Annotated in this window: 18 protein-coding genes and 4 pseudogenes; 15 read left to right on the top strand and 7 right to left on the bottom strand. The window is 74.1% G+C overall.

Going from position 1 to position 22921, the window contains the following annotated elements:
- Positions 1–540: 540 nt before the first annotated feature.
- From JHAT_RS14975 to JHAT_RS14985, 3 genes are read right to left on the bottom strand one after another with little or no spacing between them, the layout of a single operon-like run.
- Positions 541–1068, bottom strand: a complete 528-nt coding sequence (locus JHAT_RS14975) for a hypothetical protein (protein WP_077798664.1) — start codon at positions 1066–1068, stop codon at positions 541–543.
- Positions 1065–1955 carry a hypothetical protein gene (locus tag JHAT_RS14980; RefSeq protein ID WP_107481932.1) on the bottom strand — a complete coding sequence of 297 codons (891 nt, stop codon included), beginning with the start codon at positions 1953–1955 and terminating at the stop codon, positions 1065–1067. Before JHAT_RS14980 ends, JHAT_RS14975 begins: the two co-directional genes overlap by 4 nt.
- A complete protein-coding gene (locus JHAT_RS14985; protein ID WP_077798665.1) occupies positions 1952–2320 on the bottom strand; it encodes a hypothetical protein in 369 nt (122 codons plus the stop codon). The genes JHAT_RS14980 and JHAT_RS14985 overlap by 4 nt, the downstream gene beginning before the upstream one ends.
- 48 nt (positions 2321–2368) lie before the next feature.
- On the opposite strand from JHAT_RS14985, the gene JHAT_RS14990 reads away from it, so the two are divergent.
- From JHAT_RS14990 to JHAT_RS15015, 6 genes are all read left to right on the top strand, one after another.
- Positions 2369–5221: a CHAT domain-containing protein gene (locus JHAT_RS14990; RefSeq protein ID WP_143660436.1), complete on the top strand. Its 2853-nt coding sequence runs from the start codon at positions 2369–2371 to the stop codon at positions 5219–5221.
- A 45-nt stretch (positions 5222–5266) separates the two neighbouring features.
- On the top strand, positions 5267–6364 hold the full coding sequence (locus tag JHAT_RS14995; protein ID WP_077798667.1) for a tetratricopeptide repeat protein: 1098 nt from the start codon (positions 5267–5269) through the stop codon (positions 6362–6364).
- Positions 6365–6437: 73 nt separating this feature from the next.
- Entirely contained in the window at positions 6438–6977 is a 540-nt protein-coding gene (locus JHAT_RS15000; protein WP_077798668.1) for a GNAT family N-acetyltransferase, read from the top strand.
- 138 nt (positions 6978–7115) lie between these two features.
- Complete coding sequence (locus JHAT_RS15005) at positions 7116–8618, top strand: ABC transporter substrate-binding protein (RefSeq protein ID WP_077798669.1); 1503 nt, start codon at positions 7116–7118, stop codon at positions 8616–8618.
- Positions 8619–8620: 2 nt separating this feature from the next.
- On the top strand, positions 8621–10444 hold the full coding sequence (locus JHAT_RS15010; RefSeq protein ID WP_077798670.1) for an ABC transporter permease subunit: 1824 nt from the start codon (positions 8621–8623) through the stop codon (positions 10442–10444).
- A complete protein-coding gene (locus JHAT_RS15015) occupies positions 10441–11721 on the top strand; it encodes an MFS transporter (protein WP_077798671.1) in 1281 nt (426 codons plus the stop codon). Before JHAT_RS15010 ends, JHAT_RS15015 begins: the two co-directional genes overlap by 4 nt.
- Here the strand turns inward: JHAT_RS15015 and JHAT_RS15020 are convergent.
- The gene (locus JHAT_RS15020) at positions 11688–12518 is read right to left on the bottom strand and encodes a CDP-alcohol phosphatidyltransferase family protein (protein WP_077798672.1); all 831 of its coding nucleotides are present in this window, start codon (positions 12516–12518) and stop codon (positions 11688–11690) included. The genes JHAT_RS15015 and JHAT_RS15020 overlap by 34 nt on opposite strands.
- A 110-nt stretch (positions 12519–12628) precedes the next feature.
- On the opposite strand from JHAT_RS15020, the gene JHAT_RS15030 reads away from it, so the two are divergent.
- From JHAT_RS15030 to JHAT_RS35285, 6 genes and pseudogenes are all read left to right on the top strand, one after another.
- Positions 12629–13612 carry a zinc-binding alcohol dehydrogenase gene (locus JHAT_RS15030; protein ID WP_171990901.1) on the top strand — a complete coding sequence of 328 codons (984 nt, stop codon included), beginning with the start codon at positions 12629–12631 and terminating at the stop codon, positions 13610–13612.
- Between the two features lie 147 nt (positions 13613–13759).
- The gene (locus JHAT_RS15035; protein WP_077798674.1) at positions 13760–15685 is read left to right on the top strand and encodes an ABC transporter ATP-binding protein; all 1926 of its coding nucleotides are present in this window, start codon (positions 13760–13762) and stop codon (positions 15683–15685) included.
- Positions 15686–15837: 152 nt separating this feature from the next.
- Positions 15838–16236 carry a 6-carboxytetrahydropterin synthase gene (locus tag JHAT_RS15040; RefSeq protein ID WP_077798675.1) on the top strand — a complete coding sequence of 133 codons (399 nt, stop codon included), beginning with the start codon at positions 15838–15840 and terminating at the stop codon, positions 16234–16236.
- On the top strand, positions 16233–17444 hold the full coding sequence (locus tag JHAT_RS15045; RefSeq protein WP_077798676.1) for a glycosyltransferase family 4 protein: 1212 nt from the start codon (positions 16233–16235) through the stop codon (positions 17442–17444). Before JHAT_RS15040 ends, JHAT_RS15045 begins: the two co-directional genes overlap by 4 nt.
- An 87-nt stretch (positions 17445–17531) precedes the next feature.
- Positions 17532–18413 carry an SAM-dependent methyltransferase gene (locus JHAT_RS35280; RefSeq protein ID WP_253195501.1) on the top strand — a complete coding sequence of 294 codons (882 nt, stop codon included), beginning with the start codon at positions 17532–17534 and terminating at the stop codon, positions 18411–18413.
- 122 nt (positions 18414–18535) lie between these two features.
- A pseudogene (locus tag JHAT_RS35285) lies at positions 18536–19276 on the top strand (YbhN family protein); the annotation flags it as partial.
- A 175-nt stretch (positions 19277–19451) separates the two neighbouring features.
- On the opposite strand, the gene JHAT_RS15055 reads toward JHAT_RS35285, so the two are convergent.
- Positions 19452–20216: a creatininase family protein gene (locus JHAT_RS15055; RefSeq protein ID WP_077798677.1), complete on the bottom strand. Its 765-nt coding sequence runs from the start codon at positions 20214–20216 to the stop codon at positions 19452–19454.
- A 54-nt stretch (positions 20217–20270) separates the two neighbouring features.
- On the opposite strand from JHAT_RS15055, the gene ribA reads away from it, so the two are divergent.
- Positions 20271–20933 (top strand): GTP cyclohydrolase II, encoded by a 663-nt coding sequence (gene ribA, locus JHAT_RS15060; RefSeq protein WP_077798678.1) that lies wholly within the window; start codon positions 20271–20273, stop codon positions 20931–20933.
- A gap of 60 nt (positions 20934–20993) precedes the next feature.
- Here the strand turns inward: ribA and JHAT_RS15065 are convergent.
- Positions 20994–21407, bottom strand: a pseudogene (locus JHAT_RS15065) (MFS transporter); the annotation flags it as partial.
- Here JHAT_RS15065 and JHAT_RS33895 point away from each other — a divergent pair.
- Both JHAT_RS33895 and JHAT_RS15070 read left to right on the top strand, forming a co-directional pair.
- A pseudogene (locus JHAT_RS33895) lies at positions 21396–21518 on the top strand (shikimate dehydrogenase); the annotation flags it as partial. The pseudogenes JHAT_RS15065 and JHAT_RS33895 sit on opposite strands and share 12 nt — an antisense overlap.
- Positions 21517–21858: pseudogene (locus JHAT_RS15070) on the top strand (sugar phosphate isomerase/epimerase and 4-hydroxyphenylpyruvate domain-containing protein); the annotation flags it as partial. The pseudogenes JHAT_RS33895 and JHAT_RS15070, both read left to right, overlap by 2 nt.
- Before the next feature lie 66 nt (positions 21859–21924).
- On the opposite strand, the gene gnd reads toward JHAT_RS15070, so the two are convergent.
- Positions 21925–22806, bottom strand: coding sequence for a phosphogluconate dehydrogenase (NAD(+)-dependent, decarboxylating) (gene gnd, locus JHAT_RS15075; RefSeq protein WP_077798679.1), 882 nt, complete (start codon positions 22804–22806; stop codon positions 21925–21927).
- Between the last annotated feature and the right edge of the window lie 115 nt (positions 22807–22921).

Raw genomic sequence — 22921 nt, forward strand, 5'->3', positions numbered from 1 at the left:
GTGGCAGAGAGTCGGACGCGCCAGCCTTACCGTACACGAAGTAACCGTGACCTGACAGATGCTCATCTGTTGACAGCATCAACGCGTCATCTCTGGCGGTCGGGGTGGAAAGTTTGGGGGTGGGCGCGATGACTCAGCCGGTTACCGCCGGTAGCGGGTCGTCCGGCCTGCGTGCGGCGGTCGCGGACCTGCTGGCGCGGTTTCGGAGTGCGGCCGCGGACGGCGTCGTCCCGCACCACGTCTTCGACGGGAACGTGCGGGCGCTCGCGCTCGGAGGTGACGAGCAGGAGCGGTTGCGCCACGAGCCGACCCGGATCGGGCTGCCCGTGCGAGACGTACGTGTGCACACAGAAGGCGACCGCCCACCAGGTGAAAAGGTTGTACGGACCCGTGGAAACGATGTGAACCCGAGGCTGCGCCCGGTGAAGGACCTGCTCGGTCGGTACGCGGACGCCGAGGGCCACGCCACCTCACGGGCCCTGGAGGCGGCACCGGCGGAGGCGCCGCGTGCCGCTCCGCCGCAACGAGGACCGGCCGGTGCTACCCGGCCCCGTGCACCCGCATCACGCGGACGCCACGGCGCTGGAGCTTCGCGACCGTGTAGTGGCGTTGCTGCCAGGCGCGGAGGGGCCCGCCGACCAGCTCCTCGGCCTCCTCGCGGCGCAGGTGTCTGTACCTGTTGGTGACGAGCTGCGGCTCGTAGCCGGGCACCACGTCGAAACCGTGCACCTCGGTGAACGACTCGTTGGACGCGGCGGCGGGGAAGTAGGTGATCCAGCGGGCCTGGTCGTCCAGCCGGCTGGGGTGGACCCCGGGCCGGCCGAGGACCAGGGTCGTCACGATGGCCGTGACCTCCGGGCACTTGTTGGTGATCGAGGCGACGGGGGCGTTGCCCAGGTCGCCCATGACGACGACCGGCTTCCGTAGGTTCTCGGGGCGGAAGACCCGGACGTGGTAGTTCGCGTGGCCGTACCAGTCCGGGGACCGGTAGGGCAGCGCGTGCTGGTCGATCACCAGGACCACCTCGTCGGCCGGCGTGGGCTCGGACGTGCGACGGAACAAGCTCATGTCTGTTTCCTCAACACCGTCGTGATCTCGGCACCCACGTCCTCGGTGAGCGGCCCCTCGCAGGCGATGCCGAGGCTTTCCGCGAGCCGGCGGCCGTGCAGGTCGACGGCCGCCTCGCAGAGCTCCGCGAACGCCACGCCCGCGATCCGCGCCCGGCGCCACGCGGTGACGGCCGTGACGGCACCGGCCACCGCCGACGGCCACCACACGACGCCCACGGCGAGATAGCCGACGGCCCACGCCGTCAGCCGGGCCGCGGCGGCGAACCTGGTGCGCGACGCGACGATCTCGGCGCGCACGTCCTCGGCCAGGACGAGCCAGATGCGGGGCCACGCGGAGGTGAGGTCGAGCCGGTAGGTCTGCCAGACGCGTGTGTCGACGGCGGCGACACGGTCGCCGAGCCAGAACGGGTGGTCCGGCGCGGCGAGACCGATCCGGTTGCGCCGGGCGTTGAGCTCCCGGGCCCGTGCCGCGGCCGCCGCCGCGCCGGGGGTGCCCTCGGCCCTGGCGGCCGCCAGCAGGGCGTGGTTGAACGCCGCGTGGGCCTCGTCCCAGCGCTGTCGGCGCCGGTCGGCGAGCCGGCGGGGCCGGGTCGCGAGCCACAGCCGTTCCACCGCCACGCCCAGCCCGGTGGCGGCCAGGCCCAGAGCCGCCGAAGCGGCCAGCAGGCCGGCCAGGAGGAGGACGAGCGTCCCGGTGTTGCGCAACGCGGGCTCGGCCGACAACTCGTTGAGCCGGGTGAGCAGCAGGCCGATGTCGTACCAGCGCCGGTGCCCGAGCGTCACGCCGACGGCGGCCACGCTCAGCAACAGCACACTGGGCCCCAGCATCAGGGCGATCCAGCGCTCGGCCAGCTTCCCGCCCAGTGCCTCGAGGAACCTGGTCACGACCGCAGCCTCGTGACCCTCATCCGCTGCCGGAGCGCCACGCAGAGCACCGGCTCGGCGCCCGGCGCCTCGACCCGCGTGCAGACACCGGCGGGGCACGCCAGCACCTCGAGCACGCGGTGACCGTCGCCCGCGCCCAAGAACCGCTCGTACGAACGGGCCGGGCTCAGCCCCGCCGCGTGCCCCGCCCTCAGGAGCAGCATCTCCAACTCGTCGAACTCGTCGGCGAGTTCCTCGAGCGGGGTGCCCTCACGCACCCGGGCGAGGATCGACTCGGCGAGCGCCCCGACCTCTGGCGAGGCCCGTACCGCGTCGGTATCGTCGGCCAAACGGCGGCACAACACGGCCAGTTGGTCAGCGGTCATCTCAGTGAGGATACTTGCGGAGTGACGAACCCGACATCCTTCGACAGCATGATCGAAAGGAACAGGCGCCGGGCGGCGCAGGGTTCGGTGAACGCGATGTACGACCTGGCCATGGGGCTGTACGACCGCTACCGGCTCCTGGGCGATCCGGCCGACCTGCTGGACGGGATCGCCCAGTTGAGGACCGCCATCGGGTACGTGCCGGACCACCCGGTCAGGCACGTCCTGCAGGTCGGCCTGTGCTCCTTGCTGCAGGACCACTTCCTGTCCTTCGGCGACGTGTCCGCGTTGCACGAGTCCCTGGCCGGGTGCGACGCGTCGCTCCCCCTGCTGGACGGGGAGAACCGGTTGGTGGCGGCGATGGTGCGGGGGGAGACGCTGATCCTGCTGGCCGAGCACGGCCGCGATCCCGCGTACGCGGCGGAGGCCGTCGAGTGGGCGTCACGGCTGCCGCGCGTACCGGCTGCCCGGTACGTGCTGGGCAAGGCCCTGTACATCCAGTACGAGCTGACCCGGGACCACGCCGTCCTCGTCACCGCGGCCCGCGTGCTGGAGGAGAGCGTCCGCGCGACGCCCGTGGACGACCTGGACCACGCGCTGCGGCTCAACCAGCTGGGCGACGTGCTGCAGCGGTCCGCGGAACACACCGGCGACGAGTCCGTGCGGGAGAGGGCCGTCCGGTACCTGCGGGAGGCGGTGGCGCGTACGCCGAGCACCTCTCCCGCACGGTTGTCCCACAAGGTGGACCTCGCCGCCGCGTTGCGGGACCGCGGCAGGAGGACCGGTGACGTCGCCGCGTTGCGGGAGGGCGTGGCCCTGCTGCGGGAGGTGCTCGAGGCGACCCGGCCGGACGACCACGCGTGGGACAACCGCTGCGAGAACTACCTGATCGCCGTGCAGGACCTCGTCGAACAGACCGGCGAGATCGACGTGCTCGACCGGGCCGTGGAGACGGGCCGGTCGGCGCGTGGCGTGGGCGGCGGGCCGGGCATGATCCCTCTGCTGCTCGGACTGCTGCACCACGAACGGTTCCTGCACACGGGGCTGGAAGGCGACCTGGGGCAGGCGATCGCCGCGTACACCGAGGTCGTCGAGACGGTGCCGTACGGCGAACGGACCCACGCGGTGGCACTGGGCAACCTGGGCCGGGTCTGGTTCTCCGCGTACGACGCCAACGGCAGCCCCGAGGCGCTGCGCCGGTCCGTCACGGCGCTGGGCAGCGCGGCCCGGGCGAGTGCTCCCGGTACGACGGAGCGCGCCGAGACCCAGTTCAACCACGGTGGCGCTCTGTACGCCCAGTACGAACTCACCCGGGACCCCGGGGTTCTGGCCGCCGCGGGCCGCGCCCTCCGCGAGGCGGCGGAGACCGAGGCGCTGCAGCCCCTGACGCGGGCCAAGGCCGCACGCCGGTGGGCACGCACCGAGGCCGAGGCGGGACGGTGGGACCGGGCCCGGGACGCCTACGCGGTGGCGGTCGGTCTGCTGCCGTTCGTGGTGCCACGACGCCTCGCCCGTGTGGACCAGCAGCGGCTGCTGGCGGAACTCGACGGCCTCGCCGCCGACGCGGCCGCGTGCGCCGTGCAGGCGAACGACCCGGAGACGGCGGTACGTCTGCTCGAACTCGGCCGCGGCGTGCTCGGCGGGCAGGTGCTGCAGAGCCGCGGCGATCTGTCCCGCCTGCACGCGGTGGCGCCCGAGCTCGCGGAACGACTGGGTGCCGCGTTCGACCGGTTGTCCCCGGCCGGGCACCTCGTGGGTGCCGCGGCGGACGAACGGCACGACCTGGACATCCGGTTGCGGCACCTGCTCGACGAAGCACGGGCGCTGCCGGGGTTCGCGGACTTCCTCGCCCCGCCGGACCTCGACGAGCTGCTGGAAACCGCCGCGGACGGGCCGGTGGTGCTGATCAACGTGAGCGGGTACCGCAGTGACGCGTTGGTCATCCGCCCGTCCGGGGTCACCGTGGTCGAACTGCCGGGCGTGACGCCGGACTCCGTGGCGGACCGGGCCGCCGCCTTCGGCACCGCGCTGGCCGCGTCGGCCCGGCCGGGCGCGGGCGAGACCGGTGCCCAGACCACCGCGGCGGAGGTGCTCGGGTGGCTGTGGGACTTCGTCACCGAACCCGTGCTGAGGCGACTCGGGTACACCTCCCGGCCGGCGGACGCCTGGCCGCGGGTCTGGTGGTCGCCGGTGGGGCGGCTGGCGCTGCTCCCGATCCACGCGGCCGGCCGCTTCCCCGACGGCGCGTCCGTCCTCGACCGGGTGATGTCGTCGTACACGCCGACGGTGCGGGCGTTGCGGCACGCCAGGGCGCGGCACACGCGAGCGGACGACGACCTGGTGGTCGTGGCGGTGGAGGACGCGCGGGGAGCGCGACCCCTGCGCGGTGTGGGCCGGGAGGCGAGCAGGATCGCGGCACTGACCCGGGCCACGCGGCTGGACGGCGCGCAGGCGACGGCCGACGCGGTCCGCGCCGCACTGACGTCCCACACGTCGGCGCACTTCGCCTGTCACGCGGCGAGCGACCCCGACGATCCGTCGGCCGGGCACCTGCTGCTGCACGACGGGCCGCTCTCGGTGCTGGACGTGTCCGCGCTCGACCTGACCGGTGTCCGGCTCGCGGTGCTGTCGGCGTGCGAGACGTCCCTGGGCGCCCACCGGGTCCCGGACGAGAGCCTGCACCTGGTGTCGGCGTTCCAGCTCGCCGGCTACCCGCAGGTCGTCGGCACGCTGTGGCAGGTCAACGACCTCGTCGCCCGGACGGTCGCCGTCGACCTGCACGAGGGCGTCTCGGCGGGCGAGGACGTCGCGACGGCGCTGCACCACGCGGTACACCGCTGCCGCGAGCGTTTCGACAAGACCCCGACACTGTGGGCCGCGTATCTCCACTCCGGCCGGTGACCGGCGACGTGCCCGCGGCGGGATGTGACCGAGACAGGGAGGGACATGCCGTTCTGGAGGAAGAAGCCGAAGACCACCGACCATTACGTCGGGGACTTCGGCAGCGTCGAGGTCGATGTGACCGAGCGGCGGGGCGAGCCGCCCCTGGTCGAGATCAAGCTGTCCGTGACGGAGGAGTACGCCCGCGGGCTCGACTTCCAGCAGAAACGCGAGGAACTCGGCCTGCACCACCCGGAGACGCTGCACGCCCTGCACGTGTACGCGGTCACGCTGGGGGAGGAACCCGGCAGACAGGACGAGGCCGTCGCCCTGCTGGAGTGGCTGGCCGCCGCCCGCGCGGACGACCAGGAGAACAGACTGCTGACGTTGAACGACCTGACCAGGATCCTGCAGGACGGCGGCAACCCCGCCCGCGCCGAGGAGTGGTTGCGCGAGGCCCTGGCGGGCTGGGAGCGACTGCGCGGCCAGGACGACGAACAGACGCTGCAGATCGCGTCCAACCTGGCGAAAGTCCTGCTCGACCTCGGCCGCAGGGAGGAGGCGGAAGGGCTGATGCGGGACACGGTCTTCCGCCGTACCCGCGCGTTCGGCGCAGCCCATCCGGACACCTTGAGCAGCAGGAACACCCTGGCGGGAACGTTGCGCGGGTCACCCGCCCGGCTCGCCGAGGCGGAAGGCATGTACCGGGCGATGCTGGCCGACATCGACGGCACGACCGACATGAGCCTGACCGTGCAGCACAACCTGGCCGCCGTACTCACCCACCAGGGCAAGCACGCCGAGGCACTCGAGATGTACGGTCACCTGGTCGACGCCCGCTCGCAGCGACAGGGCGACGACCACCGGAGCACATGGCGGGCCAGGCGCAACTACGCCTCCGTGCTCACCAGGCTCGGCCGCCTCGCCGAGGCCGAGCAGCGGCTCACCGAAGCCCTCGAGGGCTGCCGACGGGTCTTCGGGCCGCGGCACTCCACGACCCTCGGCGTGCAGGTCGACCTGGCGGCGACGAAGGCCAACCAGGGCCGCGCACAGGAGGCGGTTCCCTTGCTGCGGGACGCGATCGACGGCTACCGGAGCACACACGGGCCGGACCACCCGCGCGTCCGCGAACTCACGAACATCCTGGTGCAGTTGGGAGGGTGACCGCTCCCTCGCCGCGGTAGCGCCCCGATCGTGCCGGTCATGACCCACCAGGCTTGTTGCATATGATGTGCAAGTGCGCACCACCGACTACACCATCCGGCCCGCCACCCCCGCCGACCTCGACGCCGCCCGGGCCGTCATGCTCGACACCGTCTACCGCGACTTCGGCACCGGGTACGTGCCCCGCTGGCACCGGGACGTCATCGACCCGGCCGGCGCGTACCTGACGCCCGCCCGGCACACCCTCCTCGTCGCCGTGGACGGGCGGGACGGCGAGGTCGTCGCCACCGGGGCCCTGGACTCCCGCGGTCCCGCGCACCCGCCGAACCCCCGCCACGTCGCCGAGCGTTATCCCTCCGGCGTCACCGCGCAGCTGCGTCGCGTGTACGTGCGGCCCGAGCACCGTCGGCGCGGGCTGGCGCGGCGGCTCGTCGACGAGTTGCTGGCCTTCGCCGCCGCCGACGGCGGGTACCGGGCCGTGTACCTGCACACCGACCCGTCCGTCACCGGGGCGGAGCCGTTCTGGCGGTCGCTCGCCAAGGTCGTGCACGACGAGCGGGAGGACGCCGGGGGCGGGCAGAACGTCGTGCACTTCGACGTGCCCCTGCCGTAGCTCTGCCGCAGCCCAGTCGTAGCCCTGCCGTAGCCCTGTCGCGAGGGCGGCGCCCGGAGGTTTCATGGAAATCATTTTCATGTAGAGTTTCCCCGCGTCGTCCCGACCACCTCCTCCACCCCGACCGATCCGAGGACCATGCGCTCCCATCGCCGCTCCCGGCTGCTCGCCCCCTTCCTGCTGCTCCCGCTGACGGCCGGCTGTTTCGCGTCCGGCGGCGACGACCAGGCCAAGGGCGGTGACGGCGACGGCGGTTACCGGCTCCGGGTCGGTCTCGCCTTCCCGCCCGCCGAGAACCTGTCGCCCTACGGCGCCGACGCCACCCTCCTCAGCCGGCTCGGCGTCACCGAGGGCCTCACCGCGCTGGACGCCAACGGGTCCGCCGCCCCCGCGCTCGCCGAGTCCTGGCGCAGGGACGGGGACAGGGCGTGGGAGTTCACCCTCCGCGACGCCACCTTCCAGGACGGCACCGAGGTCACCCCCGCCGCCGTGGCCGGCTCCCTCGCCCGCGCCACCGCCGCCGAGCCCGCGCCCGCCGCCCTCGCCGGCGTCACCCTCACCGCGAAGGCCGACGGCGACCGGACCCTCAGGATCACCACCGCCGCGCCCGACCCCGTCCTCCCGCTGCGGCTGTCCAGCCCGAGCCTCGCCGTCCTCTCCGCGAAGGCCTACGAGAAGACCGGCCGCGTCGACCCGGTCGGCACCGCCACCGGGCCCTTCGAGATCACGAAGGTGAACGGCGCCACCTCCGCCTCCCTCGACCGCTTCGACGACTACTGGGGCGGACGCGCCCAGGCCTCCGGGATCGACGCCCGTTTCATCGCCGACGGCACCGCCCGCGCCAACGCCCTGCGCACCGGCGAACTGGACATCGCCGAGGCCGTTCCCGTCTCCCAGGCCGCGTCGCTCGACGAGAAGAGCCGGCGCGACACCGCCACCACCCGGACCACCAGCCTCCTGCTCAACGCCTCCACCGGTCCCTTCAAGGACCCGGCGCTGCGGGCCGCCGCCCGCGGTGCGCTCGACACCTCCGTCTTCGCCAAGGACGTCTACGAGGGCTACGGCGACCCCGGCGCAGGCGTCTACGGGCCCGCCGTCACCTGGGCGGAAGGGAAGCGGACCGCGCCCGTCGGGCGGGCGGTGGCCGGAAAGGCCGACGGCGACACCATCACCCTCGCCACCTACGACAACCGGCCCGAACTGCCCGAGGTCGCCCAGGTCGTCAAGCAGCAACTGGAGAAGGCCGGGTTCACCGTCAAGCTCACCGTGCGCGAGTACTCGCGGCTCGAAGGCGACGCCCTCGACGGGAAGTTCGACGCCTTCGTGCTCGCCCGGAACACGTTCCTCGACACCGGCGACCCCGTCGCAGTCCTCGCCAGCGACTACACCTGCGACGGCGGCTTCAACATCGCCCAACTGTGCGACAAGGACGTCGACCGCGCCGTCGCCGCCGCCGAGAAGACCGCCGACAGCGCGAAGCGACAGGACGCCGCCATGGCCGCCGAGGCCCGCATCCTCGGCAGCGACACCGTCGTACCGCTCGTGCACCAGCGCATCATCACCGGCGTCGCCGACTCCGTGCGGGGCGTGATCCTCGACCCGTACGAGCGCACCCTCGTCGGCACCGGCACCCGGCGCTGACCGTGCGGCAGCGGGTGGCCACTCCGGCGTGGCGGTTCCTGCTCGCGGGTGGACTGGTGTGCGGCATCGGGCTGTTGCCCTGGCTCACCCGCACCGACCCGGCGTACACCGTCCTCAAGGCACGGTCCGCCGAACGCGAACCCACCCCCGAGGTGCTCGCCGACATCCGGCGGCAACTCGGCATCGACGGCGGGCCCCTGCACGTCCTCACCGGCTGGCTCGGCGGACTCCTGCGCGGGGACGCCGGGCGGTCGTGGATCTCCGGGAGCGAGGTGCTGCCCGGCCTGCTCCAGGCCCTCGGCGCCTCGCTCCTGCTCATGGGCGTCGCGCTGCTCGTCGCCGCCCTCACCGCGGCGGCGGTCTGCACGCGCACCCTGCGGCTGGGCGCCCGGCGGCAGCTCGACGAGCGGCGTCGTGGCGGCAGCGGGTCCGCCGTACTCGCCGCACTGCCCGAGTTCCTCGTCGCCTCCGTGCTCGCCACCGTCGTCGGGGTGCAGCTCGGGTGGCTGCCCGCGCTGGGGTGGTACGGGCCCCAGTGGACCGTGCTGCCCGCGCTCGCCCTCGGGCTGCCCGCCGGGGCCGTCCTGGGGCGGCTGCTCGACGACCTGCTGCCCGGCGCCTTCGGTGAGCCCTGGGCGCTGGCCGCCGCGGCCCGCGGACTGACCGGGCGGTCCATCGCCCGCCAGGCCGTACGGCGGTGTGTGCCCGCGCTGCTGCCCAACCTCGGGCTGTTCGTCGTGGGGCTGACCGGCGGGGCCGTCGCCGTCGAGCAGGTCTTCGACATCCCCGGGCTGGGGCGCAGCACCCTCCAGGCCGCCCTCGCGCAGGACCTCCCCGTCCTCCAGGCCGGCACCCTCGCCCTCGTCCTGCTCGCCGCGCTCGCCACCGGCGCCACCCGTCTCGCCGCCCGGCTGCTCACCGGGCCCGCGGTACGCGACGGCGCCCTGTCCTCGCTGCACCGACCCACCCCGCCCGCCGGCGGACTGCTCCCGCTCCTCCACGGCGCCCTCCTGCTCGCCGTCGTCGGCTTCGGGCTGGCCCGCGATCCGCTCGCCCTCGACACGGGGCAACGGCTGCGGGCGCCCTCCCTCGACCATCCCTTCGGCACCGACGCCCTCGGGCGTGACCTGCTCGCCCGCGTCGGCCACGGGGCGCTGGACACGCTGCTCCTCGCCGCCGCCATCAGCGCCGCCTCCCTGCTCGTGGGCGTACTGCTCGGTCTCGTGCCCCGCGTCTCCGGGCCGCTCGTCGACACCGTCAACGCCGTACCGCCGGTGCTCGTCGCGCTGCTCGTCACCGCCGTCGCCGGGAGCGGAACGGCCACCCCCGCGCTCGCCGTGGGCGCCCTCGCCTGGGCGCCGCTCGCCGCGCACACCTCCTCCCTGCTGCGGCAGGAACGGGCCACGCTGCACATCACCGCCACCAAGGGGCTGGGCGCGGGGCGCATCCATCTGCTGCGCTACGAGTTGCTGCCCGCCGTGCTGCCGCCGGTCCTGCGGCACACCCTGCTGCGGCTGCCCGGCGTCGCCCTCGCGCTCGCCTCGCTCGGCTTCCTCGGCCTCGGCGCCCAGCCGCCGTCCCCCGAGTGGGGGTTGCTCCTCGCCGAGAACCAGCCCTACGCCGAACGCGCCCCCTGGGCCGTCCTCGCACCCGCCGCCGTACTCGCCCTGCTCGGCGCGCTCGCGGTCACCGCGGCGGGCGGACTGCGCCGGCCGTCGCTGCCGTTCCGGCGACGGCCCACCCGGGTCGGGGACGGGGCCGACACGGCCGACGGTGGCGGGCGGCGGTCCGTCGCGGGGGCGGAGAAGGAACGTGTGCTGACATGACCTCCGTACCCGCCTCCAGCGGGCGTTCCGCGCCGGCCTCCGGCCGCCACCGCACCGCCCCGCTCGCGTCTCTCTCGCCCCTGCTCCGGCTACTCATCCTCACCCAACTCGCCTTCAACATCGGCTTCTTCGCTGTCCTGCCCTTCCTCGCCGAGCACCTGGGGCAGTCCGTCGGCATGGCGGGATGGCTGGTCGGGTTCGTGCTCGGGCTGCGGACCTTCAGCCAGCAGGGGCTGTTCGTGGTCGGCGGGGTGCTGACCGACCGCTACGGCATCCGGCCCGTCGTGCTCGCCGGGTGCGTGCTGCGGATCGCCGGATTCGCGTGGCTCGGGTTCGCCGAGCGGACCTGGGCCGTCGTCGGCGCGGTGCTGCTCATCGGGTTCGCCGCCGCGCTGTTCTCGCCGGCCGTCGAGTCCGAGGTCGCCCGGCAGGCCGTCCTGCTCGAAGAAGAAGGGGGCGGCGACCGGACGCGGGTGCTCGCGCTGTTCACCGTCGCCGGGCAGGCCGGGGCCTTCGTCGGGCCGCTGCTGGGCGCGTTGCTGCTCGCCGTCGACTTCCGGGCCGTCTGCCTCGCCGGGGCCGGGGTGTTCGTGCTGGTCCTCGCCGGGCACGCGTGGCTGCTGCCGCAGCGCGTTCCCGGACGGGCCCGGGTCGAGATGAAGGGCGGGGCGCGGCTCGTGCTGCGCAACCGACGCTTCCTCGCCCTGTGTTGCGCCTACGGCGCCTACCTGCTCGCCTACAACCAGCTCTACCTGGCCCTGCCCGCCGAGGTGGAGCGGGCCGCCGGTTCGCAGGCGCCGCTGGCCTGGCTGTTCGCGCTGTCCTCGCTGCTGGTCGTGACGGCGCAGTTGCCGGTGACGCGGTGGGCGGGGGAGCGGCTGGCGCCGCGCCGGTCGATGGCGGCGGGGCTGGGGCTGATCGCGGGCGGGTTCGCCGTCGTCGCCCTGGCCCGGCCCGCCGGGTGGACGGGGGCGGGCGGGCTGGTGCCGGCCGCCGGGTTCGTCGTCCTGCTGACGCTCGGTCAGATGCTGGTCGCGCCCGTCGCCCGCGCCTGGGTGCCGGACCTCGCCGAGGACGGGCGGCTCGGACTGTACACGGGGGCGTTGTCCTCGGTCTCCGGGCTGATCGTGCTGGCCGGCAGTTCCGCGACGGGCTTGCTCCTTGACGCCGGGCTGCCGGTCGCGGTGCCGTGGCTGGCGCTGGCCGCCGTACCGCTCGCCGCCCTCGCCCTGCTGCCCCGCGGTCAGCGGGCCAGCAGATCCGGCTCCGGGGCCTGAACCGACGCCTCGAGGGACGCCGGTGCCGGTGCCGCTGCCAACGTCGATGCCCGCGCCGACGCCGCCGCCCGTGCCGCCGTGCCGGTCCGCGACGTCCGCCACAGCCACGCCACGTCCCGCCCGAACGACCACACCAGCAGCGCCAGCGCCAGCCCCACCACCCCCACGCCGGCCGCGTCCGGCAACAGCCCCGCGCCCGCGAGGAGCAGCAGCACCCCCTGCAACGCGGCCACCGTCTTGCGGGCCGTGCTCGGCGGCAGCGGGGCCGTCAGCCACGGCCACACCCGGGCCGCGGCGACGAAGACGTACCGCATGCCGCCGATCAGCAGCACCCACGGGCCCAGATCCATCGCGACGTACACGCTGAGCACCAGGATGAGGAACGCGTCGACCTCCATGTCGAAGCGCGCGCCCAGGGCCGTCGACGTGCCCGTGCGGCGGGCGACCCTGCCGTCCACGCCGTCCAGGACCAGGGCCACGGCCGTCAGGCCGACGAGGAGGGAGACGGGCGGCGCGCTGCGGAAGGAGTCGGCGACCAGGGCCGTGACCCCGCCGACCAGGGTGGCTCGGCCGAGGGTGACCCGGTTGGCCGGGCCGAACGACGGCGGCCGGGAACGGTGCAGGGCCCGGGTGAGCACCGCCCAGGTCCCGAACGCGAACGCGAGGCCGGTCAGCCAGCCCGCCGTACCCATGTCGAGCGCCGTACCGAGCAGCACCACCAGCAGGACCTGCGCGCCCGCCCCCACCGCGGTCTCCTGCTGCGGGGACCTCGCGTCGTACGTGTGGTTCAGGGCCACCGAACACCCTCCGGCCGTGTGACAGATGTCGATCAACGCCGCTACCTTGTGCGCGGCTCGTGCATCCCTCGGTACGTGAGTGGTTCGCCGATCGTTCAGGAGGACTTCCGATGACACGCAGGGCACATGCGTTCTGGCTCGAAACGCCGGGGCGGGGCGCGATCCGCGAGGTGGAGCTGCCGGCACCGGGTCCCGACGAGGTGCTGGTGCGCTCGCTCTTCAGCGGAGTCAGCCGCGGCACCGAGACCCTCGTCTTCGACGGCCGGGTGCCCGAGAACCAGTACGCGGCCATGCGCGCGCCGTTCCAGGAGGGCGACTTCCCCGGGCCGGTGAAGTACGGCTACCTCAGCGTCGGCGTGGTGGAGGAGGGACCCGAAGGTCTCCTCGGGCGCACCGTCTTCTGCCTCCACCCCCACCAGACGCGGTACGTCGTCCCCGCCGCGGCCGTGACCCCGGTGCCGCCGGACGTCCCCGCCGGACGCGCCGTGCTCACCGGCACCGTCGAGACCGCCGTCAACGCCCTGTGGGACGCCGCGCCGCTGGTCGGCGACCGGGTCACCGTCGTCGGCGGCGGCATGGTCGGCTGCTCCGTCGCCGCGCTGCTGGCCCGCTTCCCCGGCGTCCGCGTCCAGTTGGTCGACGCCGACCCGGCGCGGGCGGAGGTCGCCGAGGCACTCGGCGTCGGCTTCGCGTCCCCCGCCGACGCCCTCGGCGACCGGGACCTCGTCGTGCACGCCAGCGCCACCGAGGAGGGCCTCGCCCGGTCCCTGGAACTGCTGCGGCCCGAGGGCACGGTCGTCGAACTGAGCTGGTACGGCGACCGGCGCGTCGCACTGCCGCTCGGCGAGGCCTTCCACTCCCGGCGCCTGACCGTGCGCGGCAGCCAGGTCGGCACCGTCTCCCCGGCGCGCGCCGGCACCCGCACCTACGCCGACCGGCTCGCCCTCGCCCTCGACCTGCTCGCCGACCCCGCGCTGGACGCCCTCGTCACCGGCGAGTCGGCCTTCGCGGAACTCCCGGACATCCTGCCGAAGCTGGCCTCGGGGGACCTCCCCGCCCTGTGCCACCGCATCCGGTACGGCGACGACGACTGACCGTCCCCTCCCGCCCCGGCCCCGTGTCCCCGGGGGAGCGCGAAGACGGAAGCAGCGGTGTCCGGTTGTCGCCGGTCCGCGGTAAATGCCTTGATCGAGCACCTCGCTCGACGGGAGACTTCCGACTTCCGAACCTCCAGGAGCGTGATGGACACCACACAGACGCGAGGGCCGGCGCCGGGCAGGAGCGCGGTCGTGCTGGCACTGCGCCGCTACGGCCGGGAACTGCTGCGCCTACGCCTGCTGGCCCTGCCCGCGCTGCTGCTGCCGGCCGTGGGCAACATCGGGATCCGCTACGTCGCCCCGCTGCTGATCGCCAAACTGGCGGGGCAGGCCGCCGACGACAGCGGCCTCACCCTCGCCTCGGCGCTGCCGTACGTGCTGGGCTTCGGGGCGACGCTGCTGCTCGCCGAGGCCGTGTGGCGGGTCGGGCTGCACTGCCTGAACCGGGTGGACGCCCTCGGCATGGAGCACCTGTACGTGGAGGGCATGGACGAACTCCTCGCCAAGGACGCGGCGTTCTTCCACGACAACTTCTCCGGCTCCCTGACCAAGCGGGTGCTGAGCTTCGGCAAGCGCTTCGAGGACTTCGTGGACACGGTGACGTACCGGATCGTGGGCAGTCTCGTGCCCCTGGTGTTCGGTGCCGTGGTGCTGTGGGGCTACGAACCGATGCTCGTCGTCGGCCTCGTGGTGATGATCACGCTGACCGTGCTCGCCGCGACACCTCTGATCCGTCGCCGGCAACGGCTCGTCAACGACCGCGAGGCGGCCATCGCCCGGGTCTCCGGCCACGTCGCCGACAGCCTCACCAACATGGAGACCATCCGGGCGTTCGCGGCCGAGCGGCGGGAGGCCGACGAACACCGCAGCCGTGTCGCGGACTCCCGGCGCCTGACGCTGAGGTCCTGGGACTACGGCAATCTGCGCGTCGACACCCTCATCGCCCCCATGTCCGTGCTGACCAACGTGCTGGGTCTCCTGGTCGCCATCGCCTTCGGCGGCCCGGGCCGGGGGGTGGAGGAGGTCGTCGTCGCCTTCACCTACTACTCCAACGCGACCCAGATCATGTTCGAGTTCAACCAGATCTACCGGCGCCTGGAAAGCTCGATGACCGAGGCCGCGCAGTTCACGGAGCTGCTGCTGGATCCGCCCACCGTGCTCGACCCGCCGGTTCCCGAACCGCTCCTGCCGCGGGACACCGGCGTCCGCTTCGAGGCGGTGACCTTCGCCCACGCCGGCGCGAAACCCATCTTCCGGGGACTCGACCTGGACGTGCCCGCGGGCGCGCGGATCGGTCTGGTCGGCAGGTCCGGCGGCGGCAAGACCACGCTCACCCGCCTCCTGCTGCGGATGTCGGACATCGACGGCGGACGCATCCTGATCGGCGGCCAGGACATCAGCCGGCTGCGCCAGCACGACCTGCGCTCGCTGATCGCCTACGTCCCCCAGGAACCCGCCATGTTCCACCGCAGCCTGCGCGACAACATCGCCTTCGCCCGGCCCGGCGCCACCGACGACGAGATCCACGCGGCGGCCGAGGCCGCGCACGTCACGGAGTTCGCCGCCCACCTCCCCGACGGTTTCGCCACCCTGGTGGGGGAGCGGGGGGTCAAGCTCTCGGGCGGCCAACGCCAGCGCGTCGCCCTGGCCAGGGCCATCCTGCGCGACGCCCCGATCCTGCTGCTCGACGAGGCGACCAGCGCGCTGGACTCGGAGAGCGAGCTCCTCGTCCAGGACGCCCTGTGGCGGCTGATGGACGGACGTACGGCCCTCGTGGTCGCCCACCGGCTGAGCACCGTCGCCGGCATGGACCGTCTCGTCGTCCTCGACCGCGGAAGCGTCGTCGAGCAGGGCACCCACGAGGAGCTGCTCGCGTCGAACGGTGCCTACGCCAAACTGTGGCAGCACCAGTCGGGCGGCTTCCTCGGCGAGAGCGCCGAGCCGGCCCTCGGGCCGCTGCCGGGAGGCGGTCCCGGCGGGCTGCCCGGACCGGCCGGCGCGGCTCCGGGCGACAACAGCGGGACGAGCGGGACGTCGTCGCCCGCTCGCACGAGCACCGGATCCACGTGACGGCCGCCTGCACGTGACGGCCGCCTGCCCGGGCAGGACCGGCCACCGGACGGACGGGCCGTTGAACAAGGGAGGTCACCCGGCCGTAATAGACGGCACCCCGCGCGGTGACCGGCGGGGGGCCAGACGCGCCACACCTGGAGGGTCGTCCGTTGTTCAGCATCACCGTCCGCGATCACATCATGATCGCCCACAGCTTCCGCGGCGACGTCTTCGGGCCCGCGCAGCGCCTGCACGGAGCGACGTTCCTGGTGGACGCCACCTTCCGGCGCGAGCAGCTGGACGAGGACAACATCGTCGTCGACATCGGTCTGGCCGGGCAGGAACTGGCCGCCGTCGTGGGCGAGTTGAACTACCGCAACCTCGACAACGAACCCGACTTCGCCGGGATCAACACCTCCACGGAGTTCCTCGCCAAGGTCGTCGCCGACCGGCTCGCCGAGCGCGTCCACAAGGGCGCCCTCGGCGAGGGCGCCAAGGGCCTGGCCGGCCTGACCGTCACCCTCCACGAGTCGCACGTCGCCTGGGCGAGTTACGAGCGTGCGCTGTGACCGACACGACCGTCGAAACGACGGCCGGCCGCGAAACGACGGCCGACCGCGCCCGGCTCGCCCACGTGCCCGCGCAGAGGCCGGCCCCGAGGAACGGCGGGATCGTCCCCATGTCCCTGCGCTCCGTGCACTTCGTCCTGCCGGGCGGCGTCGACGACCCGGCCGCGCCGAGCGGCGGCAACGCCTACGACCGGCGGGTGGCACTGGACCTGCCCGGCTTCGGCTGGCGGGTGCGGCGACTGCCCGTGGACGGCGACTGGCCCCGGCCCGACGAGGCCGCGCGGGCGGAACTCGCCCGCCTCCTGCGCCGGTTGCCCGACGGAGCCGTGGTCCTGCTGGACGGGCTGGTCGCCTGCGGCGTGCCGGAGGTCGTCGTCCCGGAGGCCGGGCGGCTGCGCATGGCCGTCCTCGTCCACCTGCCGCTCGGCGACGAGACCGGCCTCGACCCCGCCGTGGCCGCCGCACTGGACGCCCGCGAACGCGCGGTGCTCCGGGCCGTCCCGGCCGTCGTCGCCACCAGCGACTGGGCGGTGCGCCGCCTCGTCTCCCACCACGGCCTCGACCCGGCCCGCGTCCACGTCGCCGCCCCCGGCGCCGACATCGCGCCGCTCGCGCCCGGCACCGACGGGGTCTCCCGGCTCCTGTGCGTCGCCGCCGTCACGCCCCGCAAGGGGCAGCACCGGCTGGTGGAGGCCCTGGCGGCGGTGGCCGACCTGCCCTGGTCGTGCGTGTGCGTCGGCGGACTCGGCCAGGACCCCGCGTACGTCGGCCGGTTGCGGGCCCTGATCGGACGGTACGGCCTCCAGGACCGGATCGAGCTGGCGGGGCCCCGGTCCGGCGCCGGCCTGGACGCCAGTTACGCGGCCGCCGACCTGATGGTCCTCACCTCGTACGCCGAGACGTACGGCATGGCGGTGACGGAGGCCCTCGCGCGCGGCATCCCCGTGCTCGCCACGGACGTCGGCGGCCTCCCGGAGGCAGTGGGCCGCGCCCCCGACGGCGGGGTGCCCGGCATCCTCGTCCCGCCGGAGGACCCCGTCGCGCTCGCCGCCGAACTGCGGGGCTGGTTCGGCGAGGCGGACGTGCGGCGCCGGCTGAAGGCGGCGGCGCGCGGCCGGCGAGCGGCACTGAACGGCTGGGCGGCCACGGCACGGGGCCTGGCCGGGGTGCTGAGCCGGCTGCCGGCCCGGCCGGAGAGGGCGGCATGACCGGGGAGGGCGGCACGACGAGGAGGACGGCACCCACCGGGGGGCGTGATCCCGGTCCAGCCCGGCCCGCAGGACGCCCCCGACACCATGCCGCGGGGGCTTCCCGGAGCCGTCCCGGGCGCGGGACCCACCCCCGACCCCCCGCGCTACGCCCCCGAGTGGCTCCGGCTCCGCGAGGGCGCCGACGCCGCCGCGCGGGCACGCGAACTGCTCGACCCCCTGCGCGCCCACCTCGCCGCCCTGCCGGAACGGGCCGGCGGGCCGGTCGTGCACGACCTGGGCTGCGGCACCGGCTCGATGGGCCGCTGGCTCGCCCCGCTGCTCGACGGCGCCCAGCACTGGGTCCTGCACGACCGCGACCCCTACCTGCTGCACTTCGCCGCGGCCGCCGCCCCGAGCCGCGCCGCCGACGGCAGCCGGGTCACCGTGGAGACACGGCGCGGCGAGATCGCCCGGCTCACCCCGGACGCGCTGGCCGGCGCCTCGCTGGTGACGGCGTCCGCGCTGCTCGACGTCCTCACCGCCCGGGAGGTCCGCGCCCTCGCCGCCGCCTGCGCCGGGGCCGGCTGCGCGGCGCTGCTGACCCTGTCCGTCGCCGGACGCGTCGACCTCGCCCCCGCGCACCCCCTGGACGCCGGGATCACCGACGCCTTCAACGGCCACCAGCGGCGCTCCGGCCTCCTCGGCCCGGACGCGACCGGCGCCGCCGCGGACGCCTTCGCCGAGCACGGCGCGACCGTACGGGCGCACCCCAGCCCCTGGCGGCTGGGCCCCGACGACGCCGAACTCACCGCCCAGTGGCTGCGCGGCTGGGTCGGCGCGGCCGTCGAACAGCGCCCCGCGCTGCGGGAGCCCGCCGAGCGGTACCTCGCGGAGCGCCTCGCCGCCTGCGCGGAAGGACGGTTGAGGGTCGTCGTCCACCACGACGACCTGCTGGTGCTGTGCCGGCCGACGGGCGGGACCTCGTGAGCGCACCGGCGGTGCGGGCGCCGGCCGCCGCACCGCTGGCACCGCGCCGCGGAGCCGCCCCCCGCGTCCCCCGCGCCCTGCGCGCCCACCTGGGCAGTCTCGCCGGGACCGGCATCCTCGCCGTGCTGCTGTGGCGGCTGGGCACCGGCGCGCTCCTGGACGGGCTGCGCCGCATCGACGGGCCGACCCTGCTGGCGGCGCTCGGCATCGGGCTGGTGACCACGGTGTTCAGCGCCTGGCGCTGGGTCCTGGTGGCCCGGGCGCTGCACATCCGGCTGCCGCTCGCCCCGGCCGTCGGCGACTACTACAGCGCCCTGTTCCTCAACGCGGCCCTGCCGGGCGGCGTCCTCGGCGACGTGCACCGCGCGGTACGGCACGGGCGCGACGCCGGTGACCTCGGCCGGGGCGTGCGGGCCGTCGTCCTGGAACGCGCCGCCGGACAGCTCGCGTTGCTCGGCGTCGGCGCGGTCGTGCTGCTCACGATGCCCTCCCCGGTGCGGGCCGGGGCCCGGCAGACCGCCCCCCTGCTCGGCCTGGCCGCGCTGGGCGCGCTCGCCGTCGGCCTCGCCCTGCGGATGAACCGGGCCCCCTCGCACCGGGGCCGGGCCCTGCGGGCGGCGTTCGGCGAGGCGCGCCGGGCGCTGCTGTCCCGGCGCGACGGGCCGGGGGTCGCGCTGTCGTCCCTCGTGGTCCTCGCCGGGCACCTGACCACGTTCGTGCTCGCCGCCCGGGTCGCCGGGAGCACCGCCTCCGTCGCGGTGCTGACACCGCTGGCCGTCCTGGCGCTGCTCGCCATGGGCCTGCCGCTGAACGTCGGCGGCTGGGGTCCCCGGGAGGGCGTCACGGTCTGGGCGTTCGGCGCGGCCGGTCTGGGCGCGGACAGCGGTCTGGGCGTGGCCGTCGTCTACGGGATGCTCGGTCTCGCGGCGGCCCTGCCGGGCGCCGTCGTCCTCGTCGTCCGCCGGCGCACCCCCTCGGGGACCGCCCCGGGGCCCGTCGTACCGGAGGGCCCCGAGCCGCACCACGCACCCGCGGGCACTACCCGCGCTCGCCGCCCTGCGGGGGAACCGTCACCGTCACCGACGTCAGCAGCGCCACGTACTCGCCGAAGGACTCCACGAGCCCGGCCAGCAGTTCCCTGCCCTTTTCCGCCGACGCCAGCGAAGGACGCCCGATGACACCGGAATCGGTATAGGCGGACATGCCGAGGGAGAGCAGATGACGCCGGTCGTCGGCGACGAAATCAGCGGTCTCGTAACCGGGCCGGACACATTCGGGATGCGTGTGCAGAAGAATCGACGTCTCGATTTCCCCGGCGTGCATGTCGGTGAGCAGCGACGTGGCCACGCCCGCCCGTTCCCGCGCCGCCTCCCAGTCCTCCGGGGCCGGGAACAGCGCCATCCGCTCGCCGCGCGCGGAGGACTCCTGGACGACGTTGCCCAGGACGTAGTTCCCGCCGTGCCCGTTGACCAGCACCAGGGCGTCGACGCCCGAGCGGCGCAGCGAGGCCGCGATGTCCCGTACCACCGCGTGAAGGGTCACCGAGGAGATGCTGACCGTCCCCGGCCAGTCCGCGTGCTCGTGCGAGCAGCCGATCGTCACCGGCGGCAGGAGGTGCACCGGGTACGCGTCGGCGATCTCCCGGGCGATGGCGCAGGCGACGAGGGTGTCGGTCGCCAGCGGCAGGTACGGCCCGTGCTGCTCGAAGCTCCCGACGGGCAGCACGGCGACCTGCCGCGCCAGCCCGGCACCCCGCCTGCGCACGTCTTCCGTCGTGTCCGCCGGCACCAGTGAAACGTCCATTCCCGCACGGCCTTTCGTCTCCGCTCAGAACCCCGGCTGAGGAACTCGAGAATCATGACAGAAAACATTGGCGTACTCGGCAAGAATTCACCCCGATGCACGGATGTGGAACGGGTGGTGAGTGTGCCGCTGCCCACCGCGTACGGGCAATTCCGGGCGGTCGGTTACTTCGACCACGAGCGCGGTGACGAACAGGTGGCCCTGGTGTACGGCGATCCCGGCGCCGACCGCGTCCTGACCCGGCTGCACTCGGAGTGCCTCACCGGGGACGCGTTCGGCTCCCGGCACTGCGAGTGCGGCGACCAACTGGCCACCGCGCTGCGGGCCGTGGCCGCCGAGGGCAGTGGCGTCGTCGTCTACCTGCGCGGGCACGAGGGACGCGGCATCGGCCTGCTGGCCAAACTGCGCGCCATGGCGCTGCAGGCGGAGGGACTCGACACGGTCGAGGCCAATCTCGCGCTCGGCCTGCCGGTGGACGCCCGGGACTACGGCGTCGCCGCCCGCATCCTCGACGACCTGGGCGTGCGGTCGGTGCGCCTGATGTCCAACAACCCCCGCAAACGCGAGGCGTTGGTGCGGCACGGCATCCAGGTCGCCGAACAGGTGCCGCTGCTGATACCGCCGTGCGAGAGCAACATCACCTACCTGCGCACCAAACGGGAGCGCCTGGACCACCACCTGCCCCACCTGGACGCGGTGGCGAACGCGTCGTCGTGAGGGACCGGGCCGTGAACCGCACCGGCGGATCACGGCCCGGCGACGCACGCCCCCGGCCGGTCAGGCCGTCACCGTCTCCTTCTCCGGCCGCGACGCCGTGCGGCGGGAGCGCTCGCCCAGGTCCTCCGTCGGGACGTCGTGGGTCTCGCGCGCCGAGAGCGCGGCGATCACCGGCGGCACGCACAGCGCCGCCGTGAACAGGGCCACCGCGAACCAGTCGTCGCCGTCCGGACCCGCGATCCGCGCGGCGAACGTCACCGCGAACCCGGCCACCGCGAAGCCGATCTGGGTGCCGATCGCCACGCCGGACAGCCGGACCCGGGTGGAGAACATCTCGCCGTAGAAGGCCGGCCACACGCCGTTCGCGGCGCTGTAGACGACGCCGAAGGCGACGACGCCCGTCAGGAACGTCAGCGGGTAGGAGCCGGTCGAGACCGCCCACAGGTACAGGAACATCGTCACCGCACCGCCCGCGCGCTGGGCTGCGCCACCCTCGACGGCGGCGGCATGGCCGTCTTCCAGGCCGCCGACGCGTTCCGGCTGTTCACCGGGCGGGAACCCGACGCCGTGCGGATGCTCGCCGACACACGCCCAGCACATCGCCCTGGCCACCGACGACGTGGTCGCCGCCGCCCGCCGCTACCGCGCCGTCGGCGGTCCGCTGCCGCCAATCCCGGCCAACTACTACGACGACCTCGCGGCCCGCTTCGAGTTCGCGGACGGAGAGCTGGAGACGTACCGGGAACTGGGCGTCCTCCACGACCGCGACGCCCACGGCACCTTCCGGCACTGCTACACGCACACCGTCGGCCGGGTCTTCTTCGAACTCGTCCAGCGCGACGGCGGCTACCGCGGCTACGGCGCCGCGAACGCCCCGGTCCGGCTGGCCGCGCAGCACGCCGTACGGGGATTCACCGGCGGCTGACGGCGGCCCCTCACGCCGACGCCCCCGCCCGGCCGACGGGCCGGACGGGGGCGTGCGAGCGGGGTGTCACTTCTTCGCCGACTCCACGGCGTGCCCGCCGAACTGGTTGCGCAGCGCGGCGATCATCTTCATCTGCGGCGAGTCGTCCTGCCGGGACGCGAACCGCGCGAACAGCGACGCCGTGATCGCCGGCAGCGGCACCGCGTTGTCGATCGCGGCCTCCACCGTCCAGCGTCCCTCACCGGAGTCCTCGGCGTAGCCGCGCAGCTTCTCCAGGTGGTGGTCCTCGTCGAGGGCGTTGACCGCCAGGTCGAGCAGCCAGGAGCGGATGACGGTGCCCTCCTGCCAGGAGCGGAAGACCTCGCGGACGTTCTCCACGGAGTCGACCTTCTCCAGCAGCTCCCAGCCCTCGGCGTAGGCCTGCATCATGGCGTACTCGATGCCGTTGTGGACCATCTTCGAGAAGTGACCGGCGCCGACCTTGCCCGCGTGGACGAAGCCGTACGGGCCCTCCGGCTTGAGCGCGTCGAAGACCGGCATGAGGTCGTCGACGCACTCCTTGTCGCCGCCGACCATCAGCGCGTAGCCGTTCTTCAGGCCCCACACACCGCCCGAGACACCGGCGTCGACGAAGTGGATGCCGCGCTTGCCCAGCTCCGCGGCGTGCTTCTCGTCGTCGGTCCAGCGGGAGTTGCCGCCGTCGATGACGGTGTCGCCGGGCTTGAGCAGCGTCGCCAGCTGGTCGATGACGTGCTGCGTGGCGGCACCGGCCGGGACCATGACCCAGACCGCGCGCGGCCGCTCGAGCTGCTCGACGAGCTCGACCAGGCTGGCGACGTCGGCCTTCTCCGGATTGGTGTCGTATCCGACGACGGTGTGGCCGGCGTTGCGCAGGCGCTCGCGCATGTTGCCGCCCATCTTGCCGAGACCCACGAGACCGATCTGCATGTCAGTGCACTTCCTTCAGTTCACGGTAGGCGGCCACCAGCGCGGCCGTGGACGGGTCGAGACCGGGCACGTCGGCGCCTTCGGTCAGGGCGGGTTCGACGCGCTTGGCGAGGAC

The sequence above is a fragment of the Streptomyces sp. JHA26 genome (genome assembly GCF_002005565.1).
In the GTDB taxonomy this organism is placed as follows: Bacteria; Actinomycetota; Actinomycetes; order Streptomycetales; family Streptomycetaceae; genus Streptomyces.